This window comes from Mesorhizobium sp. Ca11 (assembly GCF_020165275.1).
Classification (GTDB): Bacteria; Pseudomonadota; Alphaproteobacteria; order Rhizobiales; family Rhizobiaceae; genus Mesorhizobium.
Genome location: NZ_JAIUHU010000018.1, coordinates 90,529 through 109,811 on the forward strand (window position 1 = coordinate 90,529; position 19,283 = coordinate 109,811).

General features: G+C 63.7%; 23 protein-coding genes. 8 read left to right on the forward strand and 15 right to left on the reverse strand.

All coding sequences use genetic code 11. From position 1 onward, the window contains the following. The first annotated feature begins 103 nt into the window (after positions 1–103). Positions 104–577, forward strand: a complete 474-nt coding sequence (locus LB538_RS25555) for an Lrp/AsnC family transcriptional regulator (RefSeq protein WP_224530838.1) — start codon at positions 104–106, stop codon at positions 575–577. A gap of 190 nt (positions 578–767) precedes the next feature. Here the strand turns inward: LB538_RS25555 and LB538_RS25560 are convergent, their stop codons facing one another. Further along, positions 768–1,094 carry a DUF1330 domain-containing protein gene (locus LB538_RS25560; protein WP_140645515.1) on the reverse strand — a complete coding sequence of 109 codons (327 nt, stop codon included), beginning with the start codon at positions 1,092–1,094 and terminating at the stop codon, positions 768–770. A 174-nt stretch (positions 1,095–1,268) separates the two neighbouring features. Here LB538_RS25560 and LB538_RS25565 point away from each other — a divergent pair, with 174 nt between their 5' ends. The 3 genes from LB538_RS25565 to LB538_RS25575 all read left to right on the forward strand — a co-directional run bounded on the left by LB538_RS25565 (position 1,269) and on the right by LB538_RS25575 (position 2,765). Next, positions 1,269–1,961, forward strand: coding sequence for a winged helix-turn-helix transcriptional regulator (locus LB538_RS25565; protein WP_140840661.1), 693 nt, complete (start codon positions 1,269–1,271; stop codon positions 1,959–1,961). Positions 1,962–2,141: 180 nt separating this feature from the next. Further along, positions 2,142–2,423, forward strand: a complete 282-nt coding sequence (locus LB538_RS25570; protein WP_224530836.1) for a type II toxin-antitoxin system RelE/ParE family toxin — start codon at positions 2,142–2,144, stop codon at positions 2,421–2,423. 39 nt (positions 2,424–2,462) lie between these two features. Further along, on the forward strand, positions 2,463–2,765 hold the full coding sequence (locus tag LB538_RS25575; protein ID WP_140840657.1) for a HigA family addiction module antitoxin: 303 nt from the start codon (positions 2,463–2,465) through the stop codon (positions 2,763–2,765). Here the strand turns inward: LB538_RS25575 and LB538_RS25580 are convergent. The 6 genes from LB538_RS25580 to LB538_RS25605 all read right to left on the reverse strand — a co-directional run bounded on the left by LB538_RS25580 (position 2,762) and on the right by LB538_RS25605 (position 8,416). Further along, positions 2,762–3,742, reverse strand: coding sequence for a branched-chain amino acid ABC transporter permease (locus LB538_RS25580; RefSeq protein ID WP_224530833.1), 981 nt, complete (start codon positions 3,740–3,742; stop codon positions 2,762–2,764). The genes LB538_RS25575 and LB538_RS25580 overlap by 4 nt on opposite strands. Position 3,743: 1 nt before the next feature. Then, positions 3,744–4,631 carry a branched-chain amino acid ABC transporter permease gene (locus tag LB538_RS25585; protein ID WP_224530831.1) on the reverse strand — a complete coding sequence of 296 codons (888 nt, stop codon included), beginning with the start codon at positions 4,629–4,631 and terminating at the stop codon, positions 3,744–3,746. Between the two features lie 7 nt (positions 4,632–4,638). Further along, positions 4,639–5,343, reverse strand: a complete 705-nt coding sequence (locus tag LB538_RS25590; RefSeq protein WP_224530830.1) for an ABC transporter ATP-binding protein — start codon at positions 5,341–5,343, stop codon at positions 4,639–4,641. Then, a complete protein-coding gene (locus tag LB538_RS25595; RefSeq protein WP_224531099.1) occupies positions 5,336–6,088 on the reverse strand; it encodes an ABC transporter ATP-binding protein in 753 nt (250 codons plus the stop codon). Before LB538_RS25595 ends, LB538_RS25590 begins: the two co-directional genes overlap by 8 nt. 44 nt (positions 6,089–6,132) lie before the next feature. Then, on the reverse strand, positions 6,133–7,341 hold the full coding sequence (locus LB538_RS25600) for an ABC transporter substrate-binding protein (RefSeq protein ID WP_224530828.1): 1,209 nt from the start codon (positions 7,339–7,341) through the stop codon (positions 6,133–6,135). Between the two features lie 367 nt (positions 7,342–7,708). Next, positions 7,709–8,416: an SDR family NAD(P)-dependent oxidoreductase gene (locus tag LB538_RS25605; RefSeq protein ID WP_224530826.1), complete on the reverse strand. Its 708-nt coding sequence runs from the start codon at positions 8,414–8,416 to the stop codon at positions 7,709–7,711. A gap of 351 nt (positions 8,417–8,767) precedes the next feature. Here LB538_RS25605 and LB538_RS25610 point away from each other — a divergent pair, with 351 nt between their 5' ends. Next, on the forward strand, positions 8,768–9,064 hold the full coding sequence (locus LB538_RS25610; RefSeq protein WP_224530824.1) for a hypothetical protein: 297 nt from the start codon (positions 8,768–8,770) through the stop codon (positions 9,062–9,064). 155 nt (positions 9,065–9,219) lie between these two features. Here the strand turns inward: LB538_RS25610 and LB538_RS25615 are convergent, their stop codons facing one another. Continuing rightward, positions 9,220–9,816, reverse strand: coding sequence for a YdeI/OmpD-associated family protein (locus LB538_RS25615; RefSeq protein ID WP_224530822.1), 597 nt, complete (start codon positions 9,814–9,816; stop codon positions 9,220–9,222). Between the two features lie 182 nt (positions 9,817–9,998). Here LB538_RS25615 and LB538_RS25620 point away from each other — a divergent pair, with 182 nt between their 5' ends. Further along, a complete protein-coding gene (locus LB538_RS25620; protein ID WP_224530819.1) occupies positions 9,999–10,727 on the forward strand; it encodes an SDR family oxidoreductase in 729 nt (242 codons plus the stop codon). Here the strand turns inward: LB538_RS25620 and LB538_RS25625 are convergent. Together LB538_RS25625 and LB538_RS25630 are read right to left on the reverse strand one after the other, a co-directional pair. Further along, a complete protein-coding gene (locus LB538_RS25625) occupies positions 10,678–11,628 on the reverse strand; it encodes a LysR family transcriptional regulator (RefSeq protein WP_224530816.1) in 951 nt (316 codons plus the stop codon). The two genes, LB538_RS25620 and LB538_RS25625, sit on opposite strands and share 50 nt — an antisense overlap. A gap of 13 nt (positions 11,629–11,641) precedes the next feature. Continuing rightward, positions 11,642–12,544, reverse strand: a complete 903-nt coding sequence (locus tag LB538_RS25630) for a S1C family serine protease (RefSeq protein WP_095768364.1) — start codon at positions 12,542–12,544, stop codon at positions 11,642–11,644. A gap of 202 nt (positions 12,545–12,746) precedes the next feature. Between LB538_RS25630 and yghU the strand changes: the two genes are divergently transcribed. Beyond that, positions 12,747–13,616: a glutathione-dependent disulfide-bond oxidoreductase gene (yghU, locus tag LB538_RS25635; RefSeq protein WP_095768495.1), complete on the forward strand. Its 870-nt coding sequence runs from the start codon at positions 12,747–12,749 to the stop codon at positions 13,614–13,616. A gap of 36 nt (positions 13,617–13,652) precedes the next feature. On the opposite strand, the gene LB538_RS25640 is transcribed toward yghU, so the two are convergent. After that, positions 13,653–14,198, reverse strand: a complete 546-nt coding sequence (locus LB538_RS25640; protein ID WP_140840635.1) for a YbhB/YbcL family Raf kinase inhibitor-like protein — start codon at positions 14,196–14,198, stop codon at positions 13,653–13,655. Between the two features lie 278 nt (positions 14,199–14,476). Beyond that, a complete protein-coding gene (locus LB538_RS25645; protein ID WP_224531097.1) occupies positions 14,477–15,646 on the reverse strand; it encodes a PLP-dependent aminotransferase family protein in 1,170 nt (389 codons plus the stop codon). Between the two features lie 274 nt (positions 15,647–15,920). Here LB538_RS25645 and LB538_RS25650 point away from each other — a divergent pair, with 274 nt between their 5' ends. After that, positions 15,921–16,661, forward strand: coding sequence for a sulfotransferase family protein (locus LB538_RS25650; RefSeq protein WP_224530813.1), 741 nt, complete (start codon positions 15,921–15,923; stop codon positions 16,659–16,661). 58 nt (positions 16,662–16,719) lie between these two features. On the opposite strand, the gene LB538_RS25655 is transcribed toward LB538_RS25650, so the two are convergent. From LB538_RS25655 to LB538_RS25665, 3 genes are all read right to left on the reverse strand, one after another. Next, complete coding sequence (locus LB538_RS25655) at positions 16,720–16,875, reverse strand: DUF1127 domain-containing protein (protein WP_095768360.1); 156 nt, start codon at positions 16,873–16,875, stop codon at positions 16,720–16,722. Between the two features lie 304 nt (positions 16,876–17,179). Further along, positions 17,180–18,385, reverse strand: a complete 1,206-nt coding sequence (locus LB538_RS25660) for an amidohydrolase family protein (RefSeq protein ID WP_224530811.1) — start codon at positions 18,383–18,385, stop codon at positions 17,180–17,182. Positions 18,386–18,710: 325 nt separating this feature from the next. Beyond that, entirely contained in the window at positions 18,711–19,166 is a 456-nt protein-coding gene (locus tag LB538_RS25665; RefSeq protein WP_224530809.1) for a GFA family protein, read from the reverse strand. Positions 19,167–19,283 lie beyond the last annotated feature (117 nt).

Below are 19,283 nucleotides of genomic sequence, written 5' to 3' on the forward strand. Positions count from 1 at the left end.
CGGCTTTCTCCTCTTGACGACTGAAATTTATTGCAGGCCAAGCGAGAAAGGCGCTCTGTTTTGGCGCTTGAATTGCAAGTTTGTTTCGTTGGGAAACGCTGCCATGTCCATTTCGCCCGAACTCGACGCCTTCGACCGCGCCATCCTCACCATCCTGCAGAAGGACAACGCCACGCCGCAGCGCACGATCGGCGAGAGGGTCAACCTGTCGGCGCCCGCCGTTCAGCGGCGCATCAAGCGCATGGAGGAGACCGGCGTCATCCGCGCCAATGTAGCGCTGGTCGATCCGGCCAAGGTCGGCCACCCGATCACGATCTTCGTCGAGGTGGAGGTGGAGAGCGAACGCGCCGAGCTGATCGACGCCGCTAAGCGCGGCTTTGCCCAAGTGCCCGAAGTGCAGCAATGCTACTACGTCACCGGCGAGGCCGATTTTATCCTGGTCGTCACCGTAGCGACGATGGCCGATTACGAGGCGCTGACCAGGCGGCTGTTCTTCGAGAACAACAATGTCAAAAGGTTTCGCACGTTCGTGGCGATGGACCGGGTGAAGGTGGGAATGGAGGTGCCGGTGGGATGAGGCGCCGAAGCTGCCGACCTCCCCAACAAGTGGGAGATCGGCTGCCGTCCTGGTTTTCGCCAATCTCCAACCTCTACTGGGTCGGCGACGCCGCGTGTTCGCACGACACCTTCGGGTTCATGTCGGCGAAGGTGCAAGCGCCGTGGCTGTTTGTGCTTGATGATCCCGGGTTCGATGCGGCGGCCGCCGATCATCCCTTCGGCAGGTATGAAATCGTTCCGGCTAGGTCGGTGTTGTCGATCAGCTGAAAGCGGCTGTCGCTGCCGCCCTGGCGGGCCGACACGAAGGGGGCGTAGGCCGGATCATTGGTGAAGGCGTGCGCCGCCGCTTCCGATGGGAAGGCCATCAGCGCGATCAGTGTCGTGTCGAGCGGCTTGCCCTCGAGCGTCTTCACATTGCCGCTGCGCGCCAGATACCTGCCGCCGTGCTTGTGAACGAGGTCGTGCACGGTAGCGGCGTAGTCCGGTATCCATTTCGGATCTTTCACCTTGATGTCCGCGATAAGGTAAGCGGTCATGGTCATTCTCCTGGTTGCTGCGCACAGGGAGATCCCGTGCGTCGGCCAAACGGCTCGCACGGCAGGGCTCGCGCCAACCAGTCCTGGATCTGTACCGGCCCGGTACAGTTTCTGTACTCGCCGCTTCATTCATGAAGGTCTAATGTCCGGCCAACTCTGGAGGAGGCGCCGATCATGACCCAGCACGGTTACAAGCAGTTCTGCCCGCTATCGATGGCCGCCGAGGTGCTGTGTACCCGCTGGACGATGGTGTTGATGCGCGAGCTGGTGGCGGGCTCGACCCGCTTCAACGACCTGCGCCGCGGTGTGCCGAAAATGTCGCCGACCCTTCTGTCGCAACGGCTGAAGGAGCTGGAGTTGGCAGGGATCGTGGAGCGCCGGGAAGTCCCGGGCGAGAAGGGTATCTTCGACTACCGGCTGACCGAGGCGGGACGCGACTTGCGCCCTGTTGTCGAGGCGATGGGTTTTTGGGGACAGAAATGGGTCGAGTCCCGGCTGTCGTTGAAGAACCTCGATCCATCGCTGCTGATGTGGGATATGCGGCGTAATCTGAACCCCTCGCCGCTGCCCGATGGAAGAACCGTGATACAATTTCTGTATCAGGACCTCCCAGCCTCGAAACGCTCGTGGTGGCTGATCGTCGAGAAGCATGGTGAGGTCGATTTGTGCTGGTACGATCCGGGCTTCGAGGTCGACCTCTACGTCTCGACCGATCTCCACACGATGACCGCAATCTGGATGGGCGTGCTGACTGTCGAGAAGGCCGGCGTGAAGGTCGTCCTGACCGGCGACAAGGCCATTGGCAGGAAGATGCAAAGCTGGCTCGGGCTCAGCCCGTTCGCGGTCGAACCGAAGCGCGCGGCGTAGCCGGGCACCACCTTGGCTGTCGCACGTTTATGGCGATGGACCGGGTGAAGGTGGGCTGGAAGTGCCGGCGGGCGCACCTTGCCTCAATATAATCCCTTCGGGGCGTTTCGTATCACGACATGATACTTTACGCTTGATCTTGGAGACGCATCATGAGAAGATACGTTTCGGGGGAAGTGGATGATACGCTCGTTCAGAGACAGGATCACTGAGGCGGTTTCGACAGGCAAAGCTCCGAAAGGATTCCCGGCAGATCTCGTTCGTGTCGCTCAACGGAAACTGTTCATGTTGGACAACGCTCCCGAACTGGCCGACCTCAAGGTCCCACCGGGAAACCGGCTTGAAGCGCTGAAGGGCGATCGCGCCGGTCAGTACTCGATCCGTATCAACGACCAATTTCGCGTTTGCTTTCGGTGGACGGATGGCGGAGCGGACGATGTAGAGATCACCGACTATCATTAGCTGAACCAACCAGCTCTATCCCGACAGGAGCGGAACCAAATGATCAACCTCGACAAGCCTATCCATCCCGGCGAGATATTGAGGGCCGAGTTCCTCGAACCACTCGGCCTGAAGCCCTACACTTTGGCGAAGAAGCTTCACGTCCCACGTACGCGTATCGAACGCCTTGCCAACGAGACCACGCCCGTTACGCCAGACACCGCTTTGCGCCTCGCAAAGTTCTTTGGAACGACTCCGCAGTTCTGGATGAACATGCAGGCCAGCTATGACCTCGCCGTCGAGGGCACCTCCATACGGGATGAACTCAAAGAGATTGAGCGGTTCGGGGCGGCCGCAGCTTAGGAGTTCTTGCCGCCCGCCCTGCGCCCCAGCCATCTTGCATAGATCTCTCCGACAATCCCACGCCGGAATACCAGCACGCAGACCATGAAAATCAGCCCCGTGGCGATGGTCACCGGAAAGCCGGATGTCGCGAGCGTATTCTCCAGTCCGACGACGAGGCCGGCTCCGACCGCCGGGCCGGCCATGGTGCCGATGCCGCCGAGCAGCGTCATCAGGATCACTTCGCCAGACATCTGCCAGGTGACGTCGGTGAGCGTGGCGAACTGGAAGACGATCGCCTTGGTCGCGCCGGCAAAGCCGGCAAGCGCGGCCGACATGACGAAGGCGGCGAGCTTGTAGCGGCCGACGGAATAGCCGAGCGAAATGGCGCGGTTCTCGTTCTCGCGGATGGAGCGCAGGATCATGCCGAAAGGCGAGTTGACGATGCGCCAGACGGCGAAGACGCCGATCAGGAAGACGGCGAGCACGAAGAAATACATGTTCATCGTGACGTTGAGGTCTACGACGCCGAACAGGTGGCCGCGAGGCACGCCCTGGATGCCGTCCTCGCCCTCGGTGAAGGGCGCCTGGACGCAGAAGAAATAGAACATCTGCGCCAGCGCCAGTGTGATCATAGAGAAATAGATGCCCTGCCGGCGGATGGCGAGGAAGCCCATGACGAGGCCCATGCCCGCGGCACCTGCGGTGCCGAGCAGGATGCCGGCCTCTGGCGGCCAGCCCCAGGCCTTCACCGCATAGGCGCAAAAATAGGCCGCGCCGCCGAAGAAGGCGGCATGGCCGAAGGAAAGCAGGCCGGTGTAGCCCAAGAGCAGGTTGAAGGCGCAGGCGAACAGCGCGAAGCACAGCATCTTCATGACGAAGATCGGGTAGATGACGAAGGGCGCGGCGACCAGCGCCACGATGCCCAGCACCACCAGCGCCCGTTCGAGCCTCAAGGAGGCGGCGGCGCGTTCTGCGTGAAGGGTCGCTTGGCTCATCTCAGGCGTCCCTTCCGAACAGGCCGGCGGGCCTGAGCAAAAGCACGATCGCCATGATGACGAAGACGACGAGGTTCGAGGCCTCGGGATAGAAGACCTTGGTCAGGCCCTCGGCGAGGCCGAGCAAGTAGCCGGTGACGATGGCGCCGAGGATCGAGCCCATGCCGCCGACCACGACGACGGCGAAGACGACGATAATGAGATCCGAGCCCATCAGCGGGCTGACCTGATAGACGGGAGCGGCAAGGATGCCGGCTAAGCCCGCAAGGGCCGCGCCCAGCCCGTAGGTGAGCGTGAGCAGAAGCGGCACGTTGACGCCGAAGGCCTGAACCAGTTCCGGGTTCTCGGTCGCGGCGCGCAGGTAGGAGCCTAGCTTGGTCTTCTCGATCAGCAGCCAGGTGCCGATGCAGACGATGAGCGAAGCCGCCACCACCCAGCCGCGATAATTGGGCAGGAACATGAAGCCGAGATTGGTGCCGCCGGCGAGCAGCGTCGGCACGGCATAGGGATTGCCGGAGACGCCGTAATAATAACGGAACACGCCTTCGATAACCAAGGCGAGGCCGAAGGTGAAGAGCAGGCCATAGAGCGGGTCGAGGCGGTAGAGCCGCGACAGGGCCATGCGCTCGACCGCCATGCCGAACAGGCCGACGGCAAGCGGCACCAGGACCAGCGCCGGCCAGTAGCCGATGCCCAAATGCACCAGCAGCAGATAGCCGATGAAGGCGCCCAGCATATAGAGCGCGCCATGGGCGAAATTGATGATGCGCAGCAGGCCGAAGATGACGGCGAGCCCGAGGCTGAGCATGGCGTAGAAAGAGCCGTTGATCAGGCCAACGAGGAGTTGGCCGAGGAGCGCCTGGATTGGGATGCCGAAGATCATGGTCATGGCACCATCATACCCCCAGCACCTCGTGCAGCTTGTCGGTATGCGCCGTCAGCTGGCCGACGGCAAAATCCTCCACCACCTTGCCGTGGTCCATCAGGTAGAAGCGGTCGGCGATGCGGGCGGCGAAGCGGAAGTTCTGCTCGACCAGCAGGATGGTCATGCCGCGCTTCTTCAGCGCCGCCAGCAACTCGCCGATTCGCTGGACGATGACGGGCGCCAGGCCCTCCGTCGGCTCGTCGAGCAAAAGCATCTCGACGCCGGTCCGCAGGATGCGGGCGATGGCCAGCATCTGCTGCTCGCCGCCCGACAGCTTCGTGCCCTGGCTGTTGCGGCGTTCCTTGAGGTTCGGGAAAAGTTCGAATATCTCCTCAACGCTCATGCCGCCCTTGGCCACGACCGGCGGCAGGATCAGGTTCTCGTCGACGGTAAGAGTGGCGAAGATGCCGCGCTCCTCCGGCACCAAGCCGATGCCCTGATGCGCGACGCGGTGCAACGGCAGGCGGATCAGGTCCTTGCCGTTGAAGGTGACGGAGCCGGTGCGCTTGCGGATCAGGCCCATGATGGCCCGCAGCGTCGTCGTCTTGCCGACGCCGTTGCGGCCAAGCAGCGTCACGGTCTCGCCGCGCATGACGTCGAGGTTGACGCCATGCAGCGCATGGCCCTCGCCATACCAGGCGTGGAGGTCGCGCACGGCAAGCAGCGGCTCACTCATGCTCGGTTCCCATGTAGGCGACGCGGACGCGCTCGTCCTGGCTGACGGCGGCGTAGTCGCCAGCCGCCAGCACCTGGCCGCGCTGCATGACGGTGATCCAGTCGCAGAGATCGGCAACGACGGTCAGATTGTGCTCGACCATCAGCACGGCGCGGTCTTTTGCTAGCGCGCGGATGATGCCGGAGATGGTGCCGACATCCTCATGCCCCATGCCGGCCATCGGCTCATCGAGCAGAAGCACCTTCGGGTCGAGCGCCAAGGTGGTCGCGATCTCCAGCACGCGCTTGCGGCCATAGGAGAGATCGCCGGCGAGACGATGCGCGGCGTCATCGAGGCCGACGATGGCGAGCAGCTCGCGCGCCCTCGGCGTAAGCCGATCCAACGCCGAGACCGGGCGCCAGAACTGGTAGCCCAGCCCGCTTGGGCGCTGCAGCGCGACGCGCACATTGTCGAGCACGGAGAGATGCGGAAAGATCGCCGAGATCTGAAAGGAGCGGACGAGGCCCATGCGCGCCACTTTCGCCGGCGGCGTGCGGGTGATGTCGGTGCCGAGCAATTCGATCCTGCCGCTGGTCGGCTGCAGGAATTTGGTCAACAGGTTGAAGATGGTCGTCTTGCCGGCGCCGTTCGGGCCGATCAGCGCATGGATCTTGGCGTGATGGACGTCGAGGTCGACATCCTTCACCGCGACGAAGCCGGCGAAGTCGCGCCGCAGGCCGCGGGCGGAAAGCACCACCCGCGGCATCTGGTCCGTGCTGTCCGGGCGGACAGCGGTGGCGGTGTCGAGCGTCACTTGGCGACGAGCGGACAGCCGCTGTCCTCGGCCTTCATGAAGGCCTTGTCGCCCGGAATGGTGGCCAGATAGGTGTAATAGTCCCAGTCCTTCTTCGACTCTTCCGGCTTCTTGACCTGGTAGAGATACATGTCGTGCACCATCGAGCCGTCGGCCTGCACCTTGCCGTTGGCGGTGAAGACGTCGTTGACCGGCATCTCATGCAGCTCCTTGGCAACCGCCTCTGTCCCGTCGGTGCCTGCCTTGTCGATGGCCTTCAGATACTGCGTCACCGCCGAATAGGTGCCGGCCTGGATCATGTTCGGCATGCGGTTGGTGCGCTTGAAGAAGCGCTGGGCGAATTCACGGCTCTTGTCGTCGCGATCCCAGTAGAACCCTTCGGTTAGCACCACGCCTTGCGCCGCCTGCAGGCCCAGCCCGTGCACTTCGGCGAGTGTGAAAAGGAGCGCGGCCAGCCGCTGGCCGCCAGCGACGATGCCGAATTCGGCTGCCTGCTTGATCGAGTTCGAGGTGTCGAGGCCGGCATTGGCGAGCCCGACGATCTTGGCGCCGGAGGACTGCGCCTGCAGCAGGAAGGAGGAATAGTCGGTGGAACCGAGCGGATAGCGCACCTCGCCCAGCACTTTGCCGCCGCTCGCCTCGACTAGCTTGGCGGTCTGGTCCTTCAGCGAATAGCCGAAGGCATAGTCGACGGTGATGAAATACCAGCTGTCGCCGCCCTGCTTGACCAGTTGGCCGCCGGTGCCGACCGCTTGGGAGTGCGTGTCGTAGGCCCAATGGAAGCCATAGGGCGAGCACTGCTTGCCGGTGAGGTCGGTGGAAGCCGCCCCGGTGACGATATCGATCTTCCTCTTTTCCTTAGAAAGCCCCTGCACGGCCAGCGCCACGGACGAGGTGGTGAGCTCCATGATCGCGTCGACCTGCTCGGTGTCGTACCACTGGCGCGCGATGTTGGAGGCAATGTCAGGCTTGTTCTGATGGTCGGCGCTGACGATCTCGACCGGCGCGCCCTGCACCTTGCCGCCGAAATCATCGACCGCCATCTTGGCGGCCTCGACCGACCACTTGCCGCCGAAATCGGCATAGACGCCCGACTGGTCGTTGAGGATGCCGATCTTGACCTTGCCATCGGAGATTTCGCCAGCCGCGGCCGGCATTGCGGATGCCGCAAGGAGCGCGGCCGAGACGAGATAGGATGCTTTCACTGGTGGTTCCTCCCATGTGGCAACCACGGGAAACGCGGCTGCCTCGCGATGGTTCAACAGTTCCTTCGGATTTTGGATTGGAGCCTCGATCCCGCTCTGCCGCTCCTCCTCTGGCGGGCCCTCCTGTTGCGAGCTGGGCCGCAGCGTGCCTTGGGTGCACGGGCGCGAGCCTAGCACCACATGTCGCGGGCCGAGAATGCTATTTTCGTAGCATGGCTATGGGCAGACCAGCGTTTACCAAACAGACAGGCGATATGCAGGCTAAGTGATTGCATTGGCTGGCTTTTCCACCCTCACGCTCACTTTTCGACGCCCGAGTGGAAAATTTATACTTTTCAACGGCTTGTCTTAAGCTTCTATTTTCTGCTCACCACGCCAGCCGCTTGCCGTCGCGAAAAAAGCCGCCGGTCGGACCGTCGTCCGGCAGGGTAGCGGCCCAGACGATGCCGGCCGCCCCTTGCACGACCGGCCTGCCGCCGGGGCCGCCCATATCGGTCGCGACCCAGCCGGGGCAGATCGCATTGACCAGGACGCCTGCACCGCGCAGCTCAGCCGCCAGGATGCGGGTCAGCGCGTTGAGCGTCGCCTTGCTGGTCGAATAGGCAGGCGCGCCGGCGCCCATCGAAGCGAGCGAGCCGCCTTCCGACGAGACGTTGACCAGCCGGCCGTGGCCGGAAGCGCCAAGCAGCGGCGCCAAGGCGGCAGCGACGCGCCAGGCGCCGAAGACATTGGTCTCGAATGCCTCGCGGATCACCGTCCAGTCGGGCCTGAGCGCCTGCGCCGAAGGGTCGTAATGGATGGCGGCGTTGTTGACCAAAACGTCCAGCCGGCCGAACCGGCTCTCGACCTCGGCCGCGGCGCGGTCTGCGGCCTCGGACGCGGCGACATCCAGCTCGATGGCTTCGACGGCGCTGCCAAGTGTCCTTGCCGCCGTCTCGCCCTTGGCGAGGTCGCGCACACCGATGAGCACGGTGAAGCCGAGTTCCGCAAGCTGGCGCGCCGTCTCCAGACCGATGCCGCGATTGCCGCCGGTGACGAGCGCCACCTTGCCGGAATGATCTGTGTTGGTGGTCATTGTTCCTGCTCCTGTTGGGTATGTCGGCAGCAAGATGGCATCGATCGGATCGAATGATTAGGGCGCGGAATTCGCACGCGTCGTGCGATTGGGTTCATGAAAGCTCCCAGCCGGGTGCACCGCCGCCTTCATCACAAGTGGGTGCTTGATCGCCAGGCGACCGTTGCGGCCCGCGCTTGCGAAGCGGCCATCCCATTCCGCAAGAGGAAAGCGCCAGACACAATCCGGAAACAAGATTCAACAGTCGGGAAAAACTCCCGAAAAGAGCCGGTGTCATAATGGTACCCGCAGCAGCCGACCCACTACGGCGCGCAACAACAGACATTGATCCGAACCCAAGGAACGCCGATTATGAAAAAGACCCTTCTTTCCGCACTCGGCCTGGCCATCGCCCTCGCTTTCGCGGTGCCGGCGCTCGGCACCACCGAAGCCAACGCCGCAGCAACCGCACCCGCTGCGACCACGACGACCGCCACGACCACTGCTCCGGCCTCGGCCACCGAGACGGCGAAGCCTGCCGCCAATGGCCCGCACAAGAAGCTCAGGAAGCACCACCGTCATCATGCTCGCAAGCATCATCACGTGAAGAAGCACCACGTGCGCAAGCACCATGTGATGAAGAAGCATGTTGCGAAGAAGGCCGCATAAGGCCTGACGCGTTGCGGCCTTCATGACCGGATGATCCGAGACCGCTTGCTAAGGGTTCAGGATCATCGCTTCCCGAAAACGCCGCCCTCCCTCCCGGGCGGCGTTTTTGTTTGCGGACTTAGTGGGCAACCCTGCAACCATTTCGGGATCCTGCCTTATTTCTTCTGCGGGTGGATCGTCTCGCCGCGCTTCAACATCGCCACCAGATCAGCAATCTTCTTCTTGCGGCCGGCCTCGGTCTTCATATTGTGGACGCGGAAGGCGAGCGCGAAGCGGTTCTGTGCCGAAAGCTTCTCCAGCACCGCTTTCGCCTTCGGTTCGGCATCGATCGCGGCCTGCAGGTCGGGCGGGATGGTCATCTCCTTCGATCCGCCATAGGCGCGGTCCCAGCGACCGTCGGCCTTGGCGGCCTCGACCTGCTTGAGGCCATGCTCGGTCATGCGGCCCGCCTCGATCAGGCGCGCGACATTGTCGATGTTGATCTTGCTCCAGATGCTCTTCCTGCCGCGCGGCGTGTAGCGCTGCAGGAAACTCCTCTCGTCGAGCGACTTGCGTACCGCGTCGATCCAGCCGAAGCAAAGCACGACGTCGATCGCCTCCTTTGGCGTGATCGAGGCGAGACCAGAACCGACCTTGTTGATCTTGATCCAGACCTCGCTTTCGCTGGCGTGGTTGTCGGCAAGCCAGGCATAGAAGCTTTCGGCATCCGCGAATTCGCGCACCTTGTTCGGATCGACCTTGATCGGCGCCATCGTCACCTCGTCTTTCGTCGCAACAGTGTGGATGATTCCGATGCTTTGTAGCGCTGCCCTGGTGCCAGTTTCTGTCAGCAGGCGGTACATGATGCCATCGGAGGCTCCGATACCACCATCGATTTCTTCCGTTTCCGCTTCGCGCGGCGACCTGCCAAGCCATGTCCATGCAAAGGAAAGGCATGGACATGGAGAAGCAAAAAATCCTGATCGCCGGCGGCAGCTCGGGCATGGGGCTGTCGCTCGCCAGGCGATGCCTTGGGGAAGGCGCGCGCGTCATCATCGCCGGGCGCGGCGAAGCGAAGCTGGACGCGGCGCGGGAAGGACTGGGCCAGCCGGACACGCTCGAAACAGCCGTGGTCGATATCAGCCGCGAGGATGAGGTCGCCGCACTGTTTCAGCGCATCGGCAGGCTTGACCACATCGTCAGCACGGCGGCCGATATCGAGGGCGCCTACCGGCTGTTGCCCGAGATCGAGCTTTCAGCCGCGCAAAAGGTGGTGGAGAGCAAGTTCTACGGGCCGCTTTTGCTCGCCAAGCACGGCGCGCCGAAGCTGCCGTCAGCCGGCTCGCTCACCTTCGTCTCGGGCATTGCCGCCAACCGGCCGGCGGCGCGCGGCGCGGTCGTCGCCGCCGTCAACGCCGCATTGGACGGGCTGGTGCGGGCTTTGGCCGTCGAACTGGCGCCGATCCGGGTCAACGCCGTCTCGCCCGGCTGGGTCGACACGCCGATCTGGGAGTTCGTCGTCGGCGACAGAAAGGACGACACGCTTGCGGCGATGGCGAAACGACTGCCGGTGGGTCGGGTCGGAAAGCCGGAGGACATCGCCGACGCAATCCGCTTCCTGATCGGCAATGGCTTTACGACGGGAGAGACGCTGCATGTCGAGGGCGGGCACCGCCTGGCGTGACCAAGGTGAAGCCCTCCCCTAAAGCGGTGAGCAGTGCCTTCAGCGCTGGCGACTGGACGCGCCGGCGGCGCCAGATCATCACCACGTCCGCCGAGCGGACCGCCCCAGGCCAGGCAAGCTCGGCCACCTCGCCGCGATCGATCGCGGCGGCGACCGCGATCCGCGGAACGAGACCAAAGCCAGCGCCGGCCGCCACCAGCCCGGCAATTGCGTCGATGCTGCCGGCTTCGGCGGCGAGGTTGGGATTGCCGAGGCCTGCCTCGGCGAATGCCTTGTCGACCATGGCGCGGTAGACGCAGCCTGTCTCGGTGGCGACGAAATGCTTCTCGGCCAGCGTCGCCAGATCGACATCCGCGCGATTGTCGCCGGGCGGCGCTATCAGCGCCAGCGGCTCGACCGCCACGACGCGCCTGGCAAGGCGGCGGTCCGTCTCACCAACATCGATCTCTGGGGGCCGCTCGAAGCAGAAAGCGACGTCGATCTCGCCGTCGCCCAGCCTGCGCAGCAACTCGCCGCTTCCGGCTATCTTCAGCTTGATGTCGATGTCCGGATGACCGGCGCGGAAACCGGCAAGCCAGCCGGCCAGCCTTGCCGAGGCGATCGTCTCCAGCGTGCCGATCGACACTGTGCCGGCCGTCCCGGCCCTCGTGGCATCGATGGCGGCCCGCGCGTCGCCGGCGAGCGCCAGCAGCTCCTCGGCATAGGGTTTCAGCGCCTCGCCGGCCGGCGTCAGGGAGAGCCCCTGTCGCGAGCGGGTGAAGAGGTTGGCGCCAAGCTCGATCTCCAGCGCCTGGATCTGGTCGCTGACGCTCGACTGGGCAAGATGGATCTCCCGCGCCGCGCGCGTGACGTTGCGGGTACGCGCGACCGCGAGAAAGGTCTTCAGCAACCTGGGATGCACCGGCGCTCCGAGCCTACTGCAGCTGCGGCTTCTTCAAGAAGGAATTGCGGTCCGCGGATTTGACGCGCAGCCAGGTCTCGCGGCCGTCGCGCACGACGCGCAGCGGAATTTCCGCACCGGCCGGGTTCTGCCAGAGTTTTCTGTAGAAATCGGCCAGACCATCGACTTCGCCGTCGCGCACATCGGAGATGATGTCGCCCTGGCGCAGGCCCGCCTGTGCGGCCGGACCGCCTTCGGCAACGCTCATCACCACCACCATGCCGTTCGACTCGGCCGAGAAGGCGCCGAGCCACGGACGCGGCGCCTTCGCCGCCTGGCCGCGCTTGATCAGATCGTCGAGGATCGGCGTCAGAAGATCGATAGGCACGACCATGTTGATGTCGGCTACCTCGCCGGCGCGGCTCATCTGCAGGCGCAGCGAGCCGACGCCGAGCAGCTTGCCGGCGCGGTCGAACAGCGCGGCGCCGCCCCAGGACGGATGCGCGGGCGCCGTGAAGATCGCCTCGTCGATCAGATACTCCCAATAGCCGGCGAATTCCTGCTTGGTCACGATGTGGGCATCGACCTGCTGGCCGATTCCGTCGGCGAGCGTCACGGCATCGCCGATCTTGGCTTTCCTGGCATTGCCGAGCTGGACAGCCGGCAGGCCGAGCGGCGACAGCGCCTGCACGAGGCCGAAGCCGGTCTCCTGGTCGTAAGCCAGCGCATGCGCGGCCACCACACGGCCATCCTGGTCGGTCAGCCACACTTCCTCGGCCTCGGTGATGAGATAGCCGATGGTGAGCACCAGCCCATTGTCGCGGATCACCACGCCGCTGCCCTCGCGGCGCGTGCCCAGCGCATTGGCGGTGAAGGCGTCGTCCGGAACCGTGGCGCGCACGGCAACAACGGAGCGCGAAATTTTCTCGATGGTCATCGATCCATCCTGCGTTGCGGGTCTCTGCCTATAAGTATGGCCGAAGGAGCGCCGTGCAAGGGCGGATTTCCCCTCGCCCAAGCTGGCATAAGCGCTAGTTCAATGAAGATTGAACTTTTTTCTTTGACGCGCGCGGAACCGCACCTAAGTCTATCGGCATCCGTGGCAGATGCCGCCCTTCACGAAACACAAGGCCTTCAACATGAACCAATACGTCCCGCCGAAAGTCTGGACCTGGAACAAGCCAAATGGCGGTGAGTTCGCCTCGATAAACCGGCCGATCGCGGGCCCCACGCATGACAAGAAACTGCCGGTCGGCAAGCACCCGCTGCAGCTCTACTCGCTGGCCACGCCCAATGGCCAGAAAGTGACGATCATGCTGGAGGAGCTTCTGGCGCTCGGCCACAAGGGTGCGGAATACGATGCCTGGCTGATCAAGATCAGCGACGGCGACCAGTTCGGCTCGGGCTTTGTCGAGGTCAATCCTAATTCGAAGATCCCGGCGCTGATGGACCATAGCGAGCCGAAGCCGGTGCGCGTGTTCGAATCCGGCTCGATCCTCACCTACCTCGCCGAGAAGTTCGGCGCATTCCTGCCGACCGAACGCGCGGCGCGCGCGGAAACCTTCTCATGGCTGTTCTGGCAGATGGGCTCGGCGCCTTATCTCGGCGGCGGCTTCGGCCATTTCTATGCCTATGCGCCCGAAAAGATCGAATACGCCATCGACCGCTTCGCCATGGAGACCAAGCGGCAGATGGATGTGCTCGACCGCCGGCTGGCGGAGAGCGAATATCTCGCGGGCCCCGACTACACGATCGCCGACATTGCGGTCTGGCCCTGGTATGGCGGGCTCGCCAAGGGCCGCAGCTACACCAACTCCGCCGAGTTCCTCTCGGTGCACGAATACAAGAATGTGCAGCGCTGGGCCGACGCGATCGACGCGCGGCCTGCGGTGAAGCGCGGCCGCATGGTCAACCGCATGTCCGGCGATCCGGCCTTCCAGCTGCGCGAGCGCCACGACGCCAGCGACTTCGAGACCAAGACGCAGGATAAGCTGCAGGCGGCGGAGTAATGTAATCTCGCCTCGTGCGGGAGATTGGCCGCCCCGTTACCTCCCATATGTGTATGTCACGGTCGCCTGGCCGAGCGCAGAGCTTTTAGCGGCGACCGAGATCATCTCCGGCAAGGGGTTGGCCGGTATGCGCAATGTCTTTTCACCCAGCGCATAGAGCGTGAAGACATAGTGATGGTCGCCGCTGCCGGGCGGCGGGCACGGGCCGAAATAGCCGGCGCGGCCGACGCCGCCTTTGCCCTGCACGGAGCCCTTGGGCATGCGCTTGCCGCCCTGCGCGCCGGCGCCCTCGCGCAGACCCTTGGCGCTCGCCGGGATGTTCCAGGCCAACCAGTGCCAGAAGCCCTTGCCGCCATTGGCATCGGTGTCGAACATGGTCAGCGCGTAGCTTTTCGTTCCGGCCGGCGGATCCTTCCAGGCAAGCGCGATCGAGACGCTCTGCCCGCCACAGCCGGCTTTGTCGCCGAGATATTTCGCGTCCCATTTGCCGTTCGACACCGACGGGCTGGATATCTCGAAGGCCGCCGCCTGACTGGCGAAGGCGACAAGGGCAAGCAAAGTGAAGCCGAGGCGCAAGGTCATCTGATCCTCCCTGAATGACGCAGCGTAGCCGAAAAGCGGCCCGAAAAAGGGCAAGCTAGCGCGGCCGGCTGCCGGGACAATGAAAAAGCCCCGCCGGTGGAGGCCGTCGGGGCTCTTTCGTTCGGACCGTGGAGGTGGGACCCTACGGCCGGGTCGATCCAGGGGGTTGGATCGGTCGCGACACTAGCCGAGGAATCGGGCGCGCGGACAATCACGCCTGCGCACGACCAATCACGCCTGCGCGAGTGGACGGCCGGCTGCTGATCTCCCCTTGAGGATCAGCCCCGCAGCAGCTTTGCCAGTCTCGGCACGCCTTCGTTCACCGCGCGGTCGTCAGCAAGCGTGAATGACATGCGCAGCGTGTTGCGGCCGGTGCCGTCGGCGTAGAAGGCGTTGCCCGGCACGAAGGCGACGCGCGCCTCCTTGACCGAACGCGCGAGGAGCCCGGTGGCCTCCGTGCCTTCCGGCAGCGTCAGCCAGACGAACATGCCGCCGTCCGGGCGGCTCCAGGAAATGCCGTCGGGCATATTGGCTTCGAGCGCGGAAAGCAGCGCATCGCGGCGCTTGCGGTAGGCACCGATCAGCTTGTCCACCTGGGCGTCGAAGATGGTTTCGGCGACGCGGTGCATGACCATCTGGTTGATCGACGGGCTGTGCAGGTCGGAGGCCTGCTTCATCAGGACCAGCTTTTCCACCACATGGCGCGGCGCGCAGACCCAGCCGACGCGCATGCCGGGCGAGAGTATCTTCGAGAAGGAGCCGCAATAGAGCGTGCGCGCATGATCGATGCCGCCGGAGCGGGCGCAATCGAGCGCAAGGATCGGCGGTTCGCCCTCGCCGTCATAGCGCAGCGCGCGGTAGGCGGCATCCTCAATGACGGCGATGTCGAGCTCACCGGCGAGGTCGAGCACCGTCTCGCGCTGCTTGGTATCCAGCGTATTGCCGGTCGGATTCGCGAAATCCGGCACCAGATAGGCGAACTTCACCTTGCCGCCATTTGCCGCCGCTGCAGCGCGATAAGCCTCGGGCGTCATGTTGCCGCCGGCGGGGTTCAGCCGGTCGTAGCGCGGCTCATAGGCGTTGAAGGCCTGCAGCGCGCCGAGATAGGTCGGCCATGTCACCAGCGCAGTGTCGCCGGGGGACAAAAAGAGCTTGCCGACATAGTCGAGCGCCTGCTGCGAGCCGGAGGTGATGAAGATGTTGCCCTCGTCGCATTGAACGCCAAGCTTGCCCATATAGGCGGCCAGCCATTTGCGCAGCGGCAGGAAACCCTCGCTGACCTGGTACTGCAGCGCGGCGCCCGCCTCCTTGCCGCCCAGCACGGCCTGGTAGGCATCGCCGATGGCTTCGGCCGGAAACAGCGACGGGTCGGGAATGCCGCCGGCGAAGGAGATGATGTCGGGCTGGTCGAGCAGCTTCAACAGCTCGCGGATTTCCGAAGCCTTCATGCGCGAGGAACGCGAGGCCAGAAGGTTCAACAGGGTCAAGACGCACCTCCCGCAGTGCTTCTATTTAGGTCAGCTTGGTTGACCTATTATCAGGCATGGCCTTCCGCGTGAATACACAAAACGGTCATGGCTCATCGTCCAGGCAACATTTGGCCCACAGATTTTCGCAAATGCTAATGAAAAGCCATTGCACGCTCGGCAAGGCCAGCGCACGATTATGACCAGAAACTGGAAGTTGATAGAAAATCAATCCGGAACAAATGGGGGAACGCGTATGACGCTCGAGGTCATCGGGGCCGGCTTTGGCCGCACCGGCACGTGGTCGACTTTCGCCGCGCTGAACAGGCTCGGCTTTCCGAGCTACCACATGCAGGAAGTCATCATCAACAAGGCCAACAAGGGCCATCTCGACTTCTGGCGCAAGGTGGCGAACAGCCCGCCCGGCGCGCAGCATGACTGGAACCAGGTCTTCGCCAATTATCGGGCGACCGTCGACAATCCGGGCTGCTGCGTGTGGCGCGAGCTGATGGCCGCCTATCCGGAAGCCAAGGTGCTTCTGACCCTGCATCCGCGCGGAGCCGAGGCCTGGTACGACAGCACCATCGACACGATCTACTTCACCGAGAATGTCTGGCAGTTCAGGGTGCTGGAATGGCTGACGCCGTTCGGCCGCAAGTTCGGCGACATGTCGCGCAAGCTGGTCTGGGGCCGGACGCTGAAGGGCGTGATGAACGACCGCGACAAAGCGGTGGCGCGTTATAACGCCTATGTCGACGAGGTGAAGGCGGCGGTGCCGCCTGAGAAGCTGCTTGTCTTCAAGGTCAGCGACGGCTGGGCGCCGCTCTGCAATTTCCTTGGCGTCGCGATGCCCAACGAACCCTTCCCCAACCTCAATGACCGCGCCAGCATCAAGAAGATCATCAACGAGATGATCGTGGGATCTTATCTGATGCTTGCCGGCGTGGCGGTTCTGATCGCGCTGGCCATCGGCGCCCTGTGGTGGTGGCTGGCGTAGCGGCCACCCGGATCGGCCTTGCCAGGGCCGCGGCGCTCCGGCTCCGGCGGCCGCGTGATTAGAACGGCAAACGGATCTCGTCAGGCTCGGTCCTGTCAGGCCAGCCGATGTCCTTCTGAATCTCCGTCGGCAGCTCGTTAAGCTCGCGCGCCGTGCGGCGGCGCTTGCTGGCCTGCGCGAAGGCGGCGCGGATTCGGTTGAGACTTTTGAACATGAAAAACCTCCTAAATCAGCGGCGGAAAACTGGTGCCGCCTCTTCCCGGCGTCGCTTTTGCGATGCGTCTGTAACCGGTGGATTGCGCGCGAACGGTGAAATGCTTCACGAAGCCGGAACGGCTTGAAACATATGCATGCAAATTAGTTTGTGGGATCGGCCACGCGGCCTGCGTGAAAATTGGGAGCTTGCGTGGCCTGCAATGTCAGACGCTTGGGCTGGTCGCCTGATGGATTGATTCACGTCTCAGAGAGGGAGGCGATAGCGCGAGTTGTAGCTCGGCAACAAATTAACGGCTTCTAATTCACCTGGTTTTCGGCCCCACTTTCCCGCCTCGCGCCACTTCCCTGCCCGCGCGATAGACGGTGCGATCCTTTGGCACCGCCACCACCGCTTCCGGGACATGCTCGGCCTTCAGCGCAACGAAATCCGCCTTGGCGCCGACAGCGATGCCGTAGCCTTCGAGCCCCAGCGCCTTGGCGCCGGCGTGGCTGACCACGTCGTAGGCGGCCTCCAGTTCCCAATCTTCGTAGAAGCCGGAGCGGTAGCCGATCATGTTGGCGCGGTTCAGCATGTCGCCATCGCCATAGGGCCACCATGAATCGCGGATGTTGTCGGAACCGGCGAAGACGGTGCCGCCCGCCTTGCGCAGCGCCGCCACCGGCGGGAATGGATGATCGCCGGGCGCGTTGGTCATGATGGCGACGCCGGCGCCGGCGATCCGCTCGCCAGCCTTGGCCAACGCATCGGCGGAGATGTCGCCCAGCCCGTAGGCGTGGCTGACGACAACCTTTCCCTGCATGCCCATTGTCGCGGTCCGGGCGGCGATCTCCTCGATCTCGAACAGGCCGAGTGTGCCGCGGTCATGCAGGTGGATGTCGATACCGGCGCCGCGTTTTTCGGCAAGGCCGAACACCACATCGAGATGGCCCTTCACGTCGCGATCGAAGCTTGCCGGGTCGAGCCCGCCGATCAGGTCACAGCCGAGCTTGAGCGCCTCGTCGAGCAACTCCGCAGTGCCTGGCGAGGACAGGATGCCGCTTTGCGGGAAGGCGACGAGCTGGATGTCGATCAGGTCGCGGTATTTCTCGCGCACCCCAAGGATCGTCTCCACATGCTTTAGTCCGACCACGGCATCGACCATGACATGGCTGCGCATGGCGAGGCTGCCATTGCCAACGCAGAGCTCGAGCTGGTCTCTCGCCCGCTCCTCCATGGCTGCGGCCTGCTCGAGGTTGCGCATCTGAAAGGCGACCCGCTCGCGCACGTCGAAGCCGTTGGTGCAGGGAATGTGCGGGCGCCAGGCGTCGCCGTAGAAGGACGTGTCGAGGTGGATGTGGCCCTCGACGAAGGCCGGCAGCACAAGCTGCCCGGCGAGGTCGATAGCGCCGGACGGCGGCATCATCGCATTGGCTGCAGGCGCGATGGCGCTGAAGCGGCCACCGGCAACGGTGAGGTCACGGAGCGAGCCATCGGCAAGCCTGGCGTTGAGAAAATGAGTCTGATCCACGATGCAATCCGTTGACAAGGAAGGCGTCAGTCGTCGCCGGTCGAACGGACGAGGTCAATGCGGCAAGGGATAGAAAGTGTTTCGCCTTGCCTTCTCGTTGTGGGAGGCGGCAAGCTCAACCCTCGGCATATACCGTTTTCGCGGAAGTTTCAGCGGGCGGCAGATATGCAATGGTGGAGTCTGCGGTATGAGGCCGCCGTGGTCGACGCGGACGCCCAAGCACATCCCCAACAATGCGCCCCCAACGGCCGCGTCGACCATTGACGGAAATGCCAACGGCGACCTTACCCAGGTCGCCGAATTTTTTCGATCTGCCCTCTTTTGATCAGGCTTGCGCGCCGGCGTATTCGGCGACCAGCGGCTCATATTCCTCGAAGGCAGGCAACGTCGCGTAGCTGTGCACGGCCGCCGTCGCCACCCAGGGCAATTTCTCAGACGTCCAGGTCTCGATGAAGGGCGCAAACCAAGTATGGTCGTCGAGCATGGTCGGGCGCAGATTGACGAACCAGTCGATCCCTTCCGGCCGCGTGAACATCCAGGTCATGCAGTAGCCGCAGAAATAATGTTTCGAGGCGCCATGCAGGCCGCCGACCGCCGGTTCGCCCTTCGTCACCTCGAAACCTTCCGAGGGGATCGCCGCGCTCAGCGAATAGGCGCTGGACGACATCGACTGGCAACCCGTGCAATGGCAGGCCATGGTGAGCAGCGGCTTTGCCGAGATTTTCAGGCGCACGCGGCCGCAGCGGCAGCCTCCTTCGGCGGGAAGAGAAAGACTTGGCAAGATGGGCTCCTGAGGTTGGGGGTCTCCCTTCTCCCACAACAAGGGCTTTGCACAGAATCGGATCGGTGATTCCATGCGGATATCCGGCGAGGAGGGATTCGCGATGGTCGATCGAGT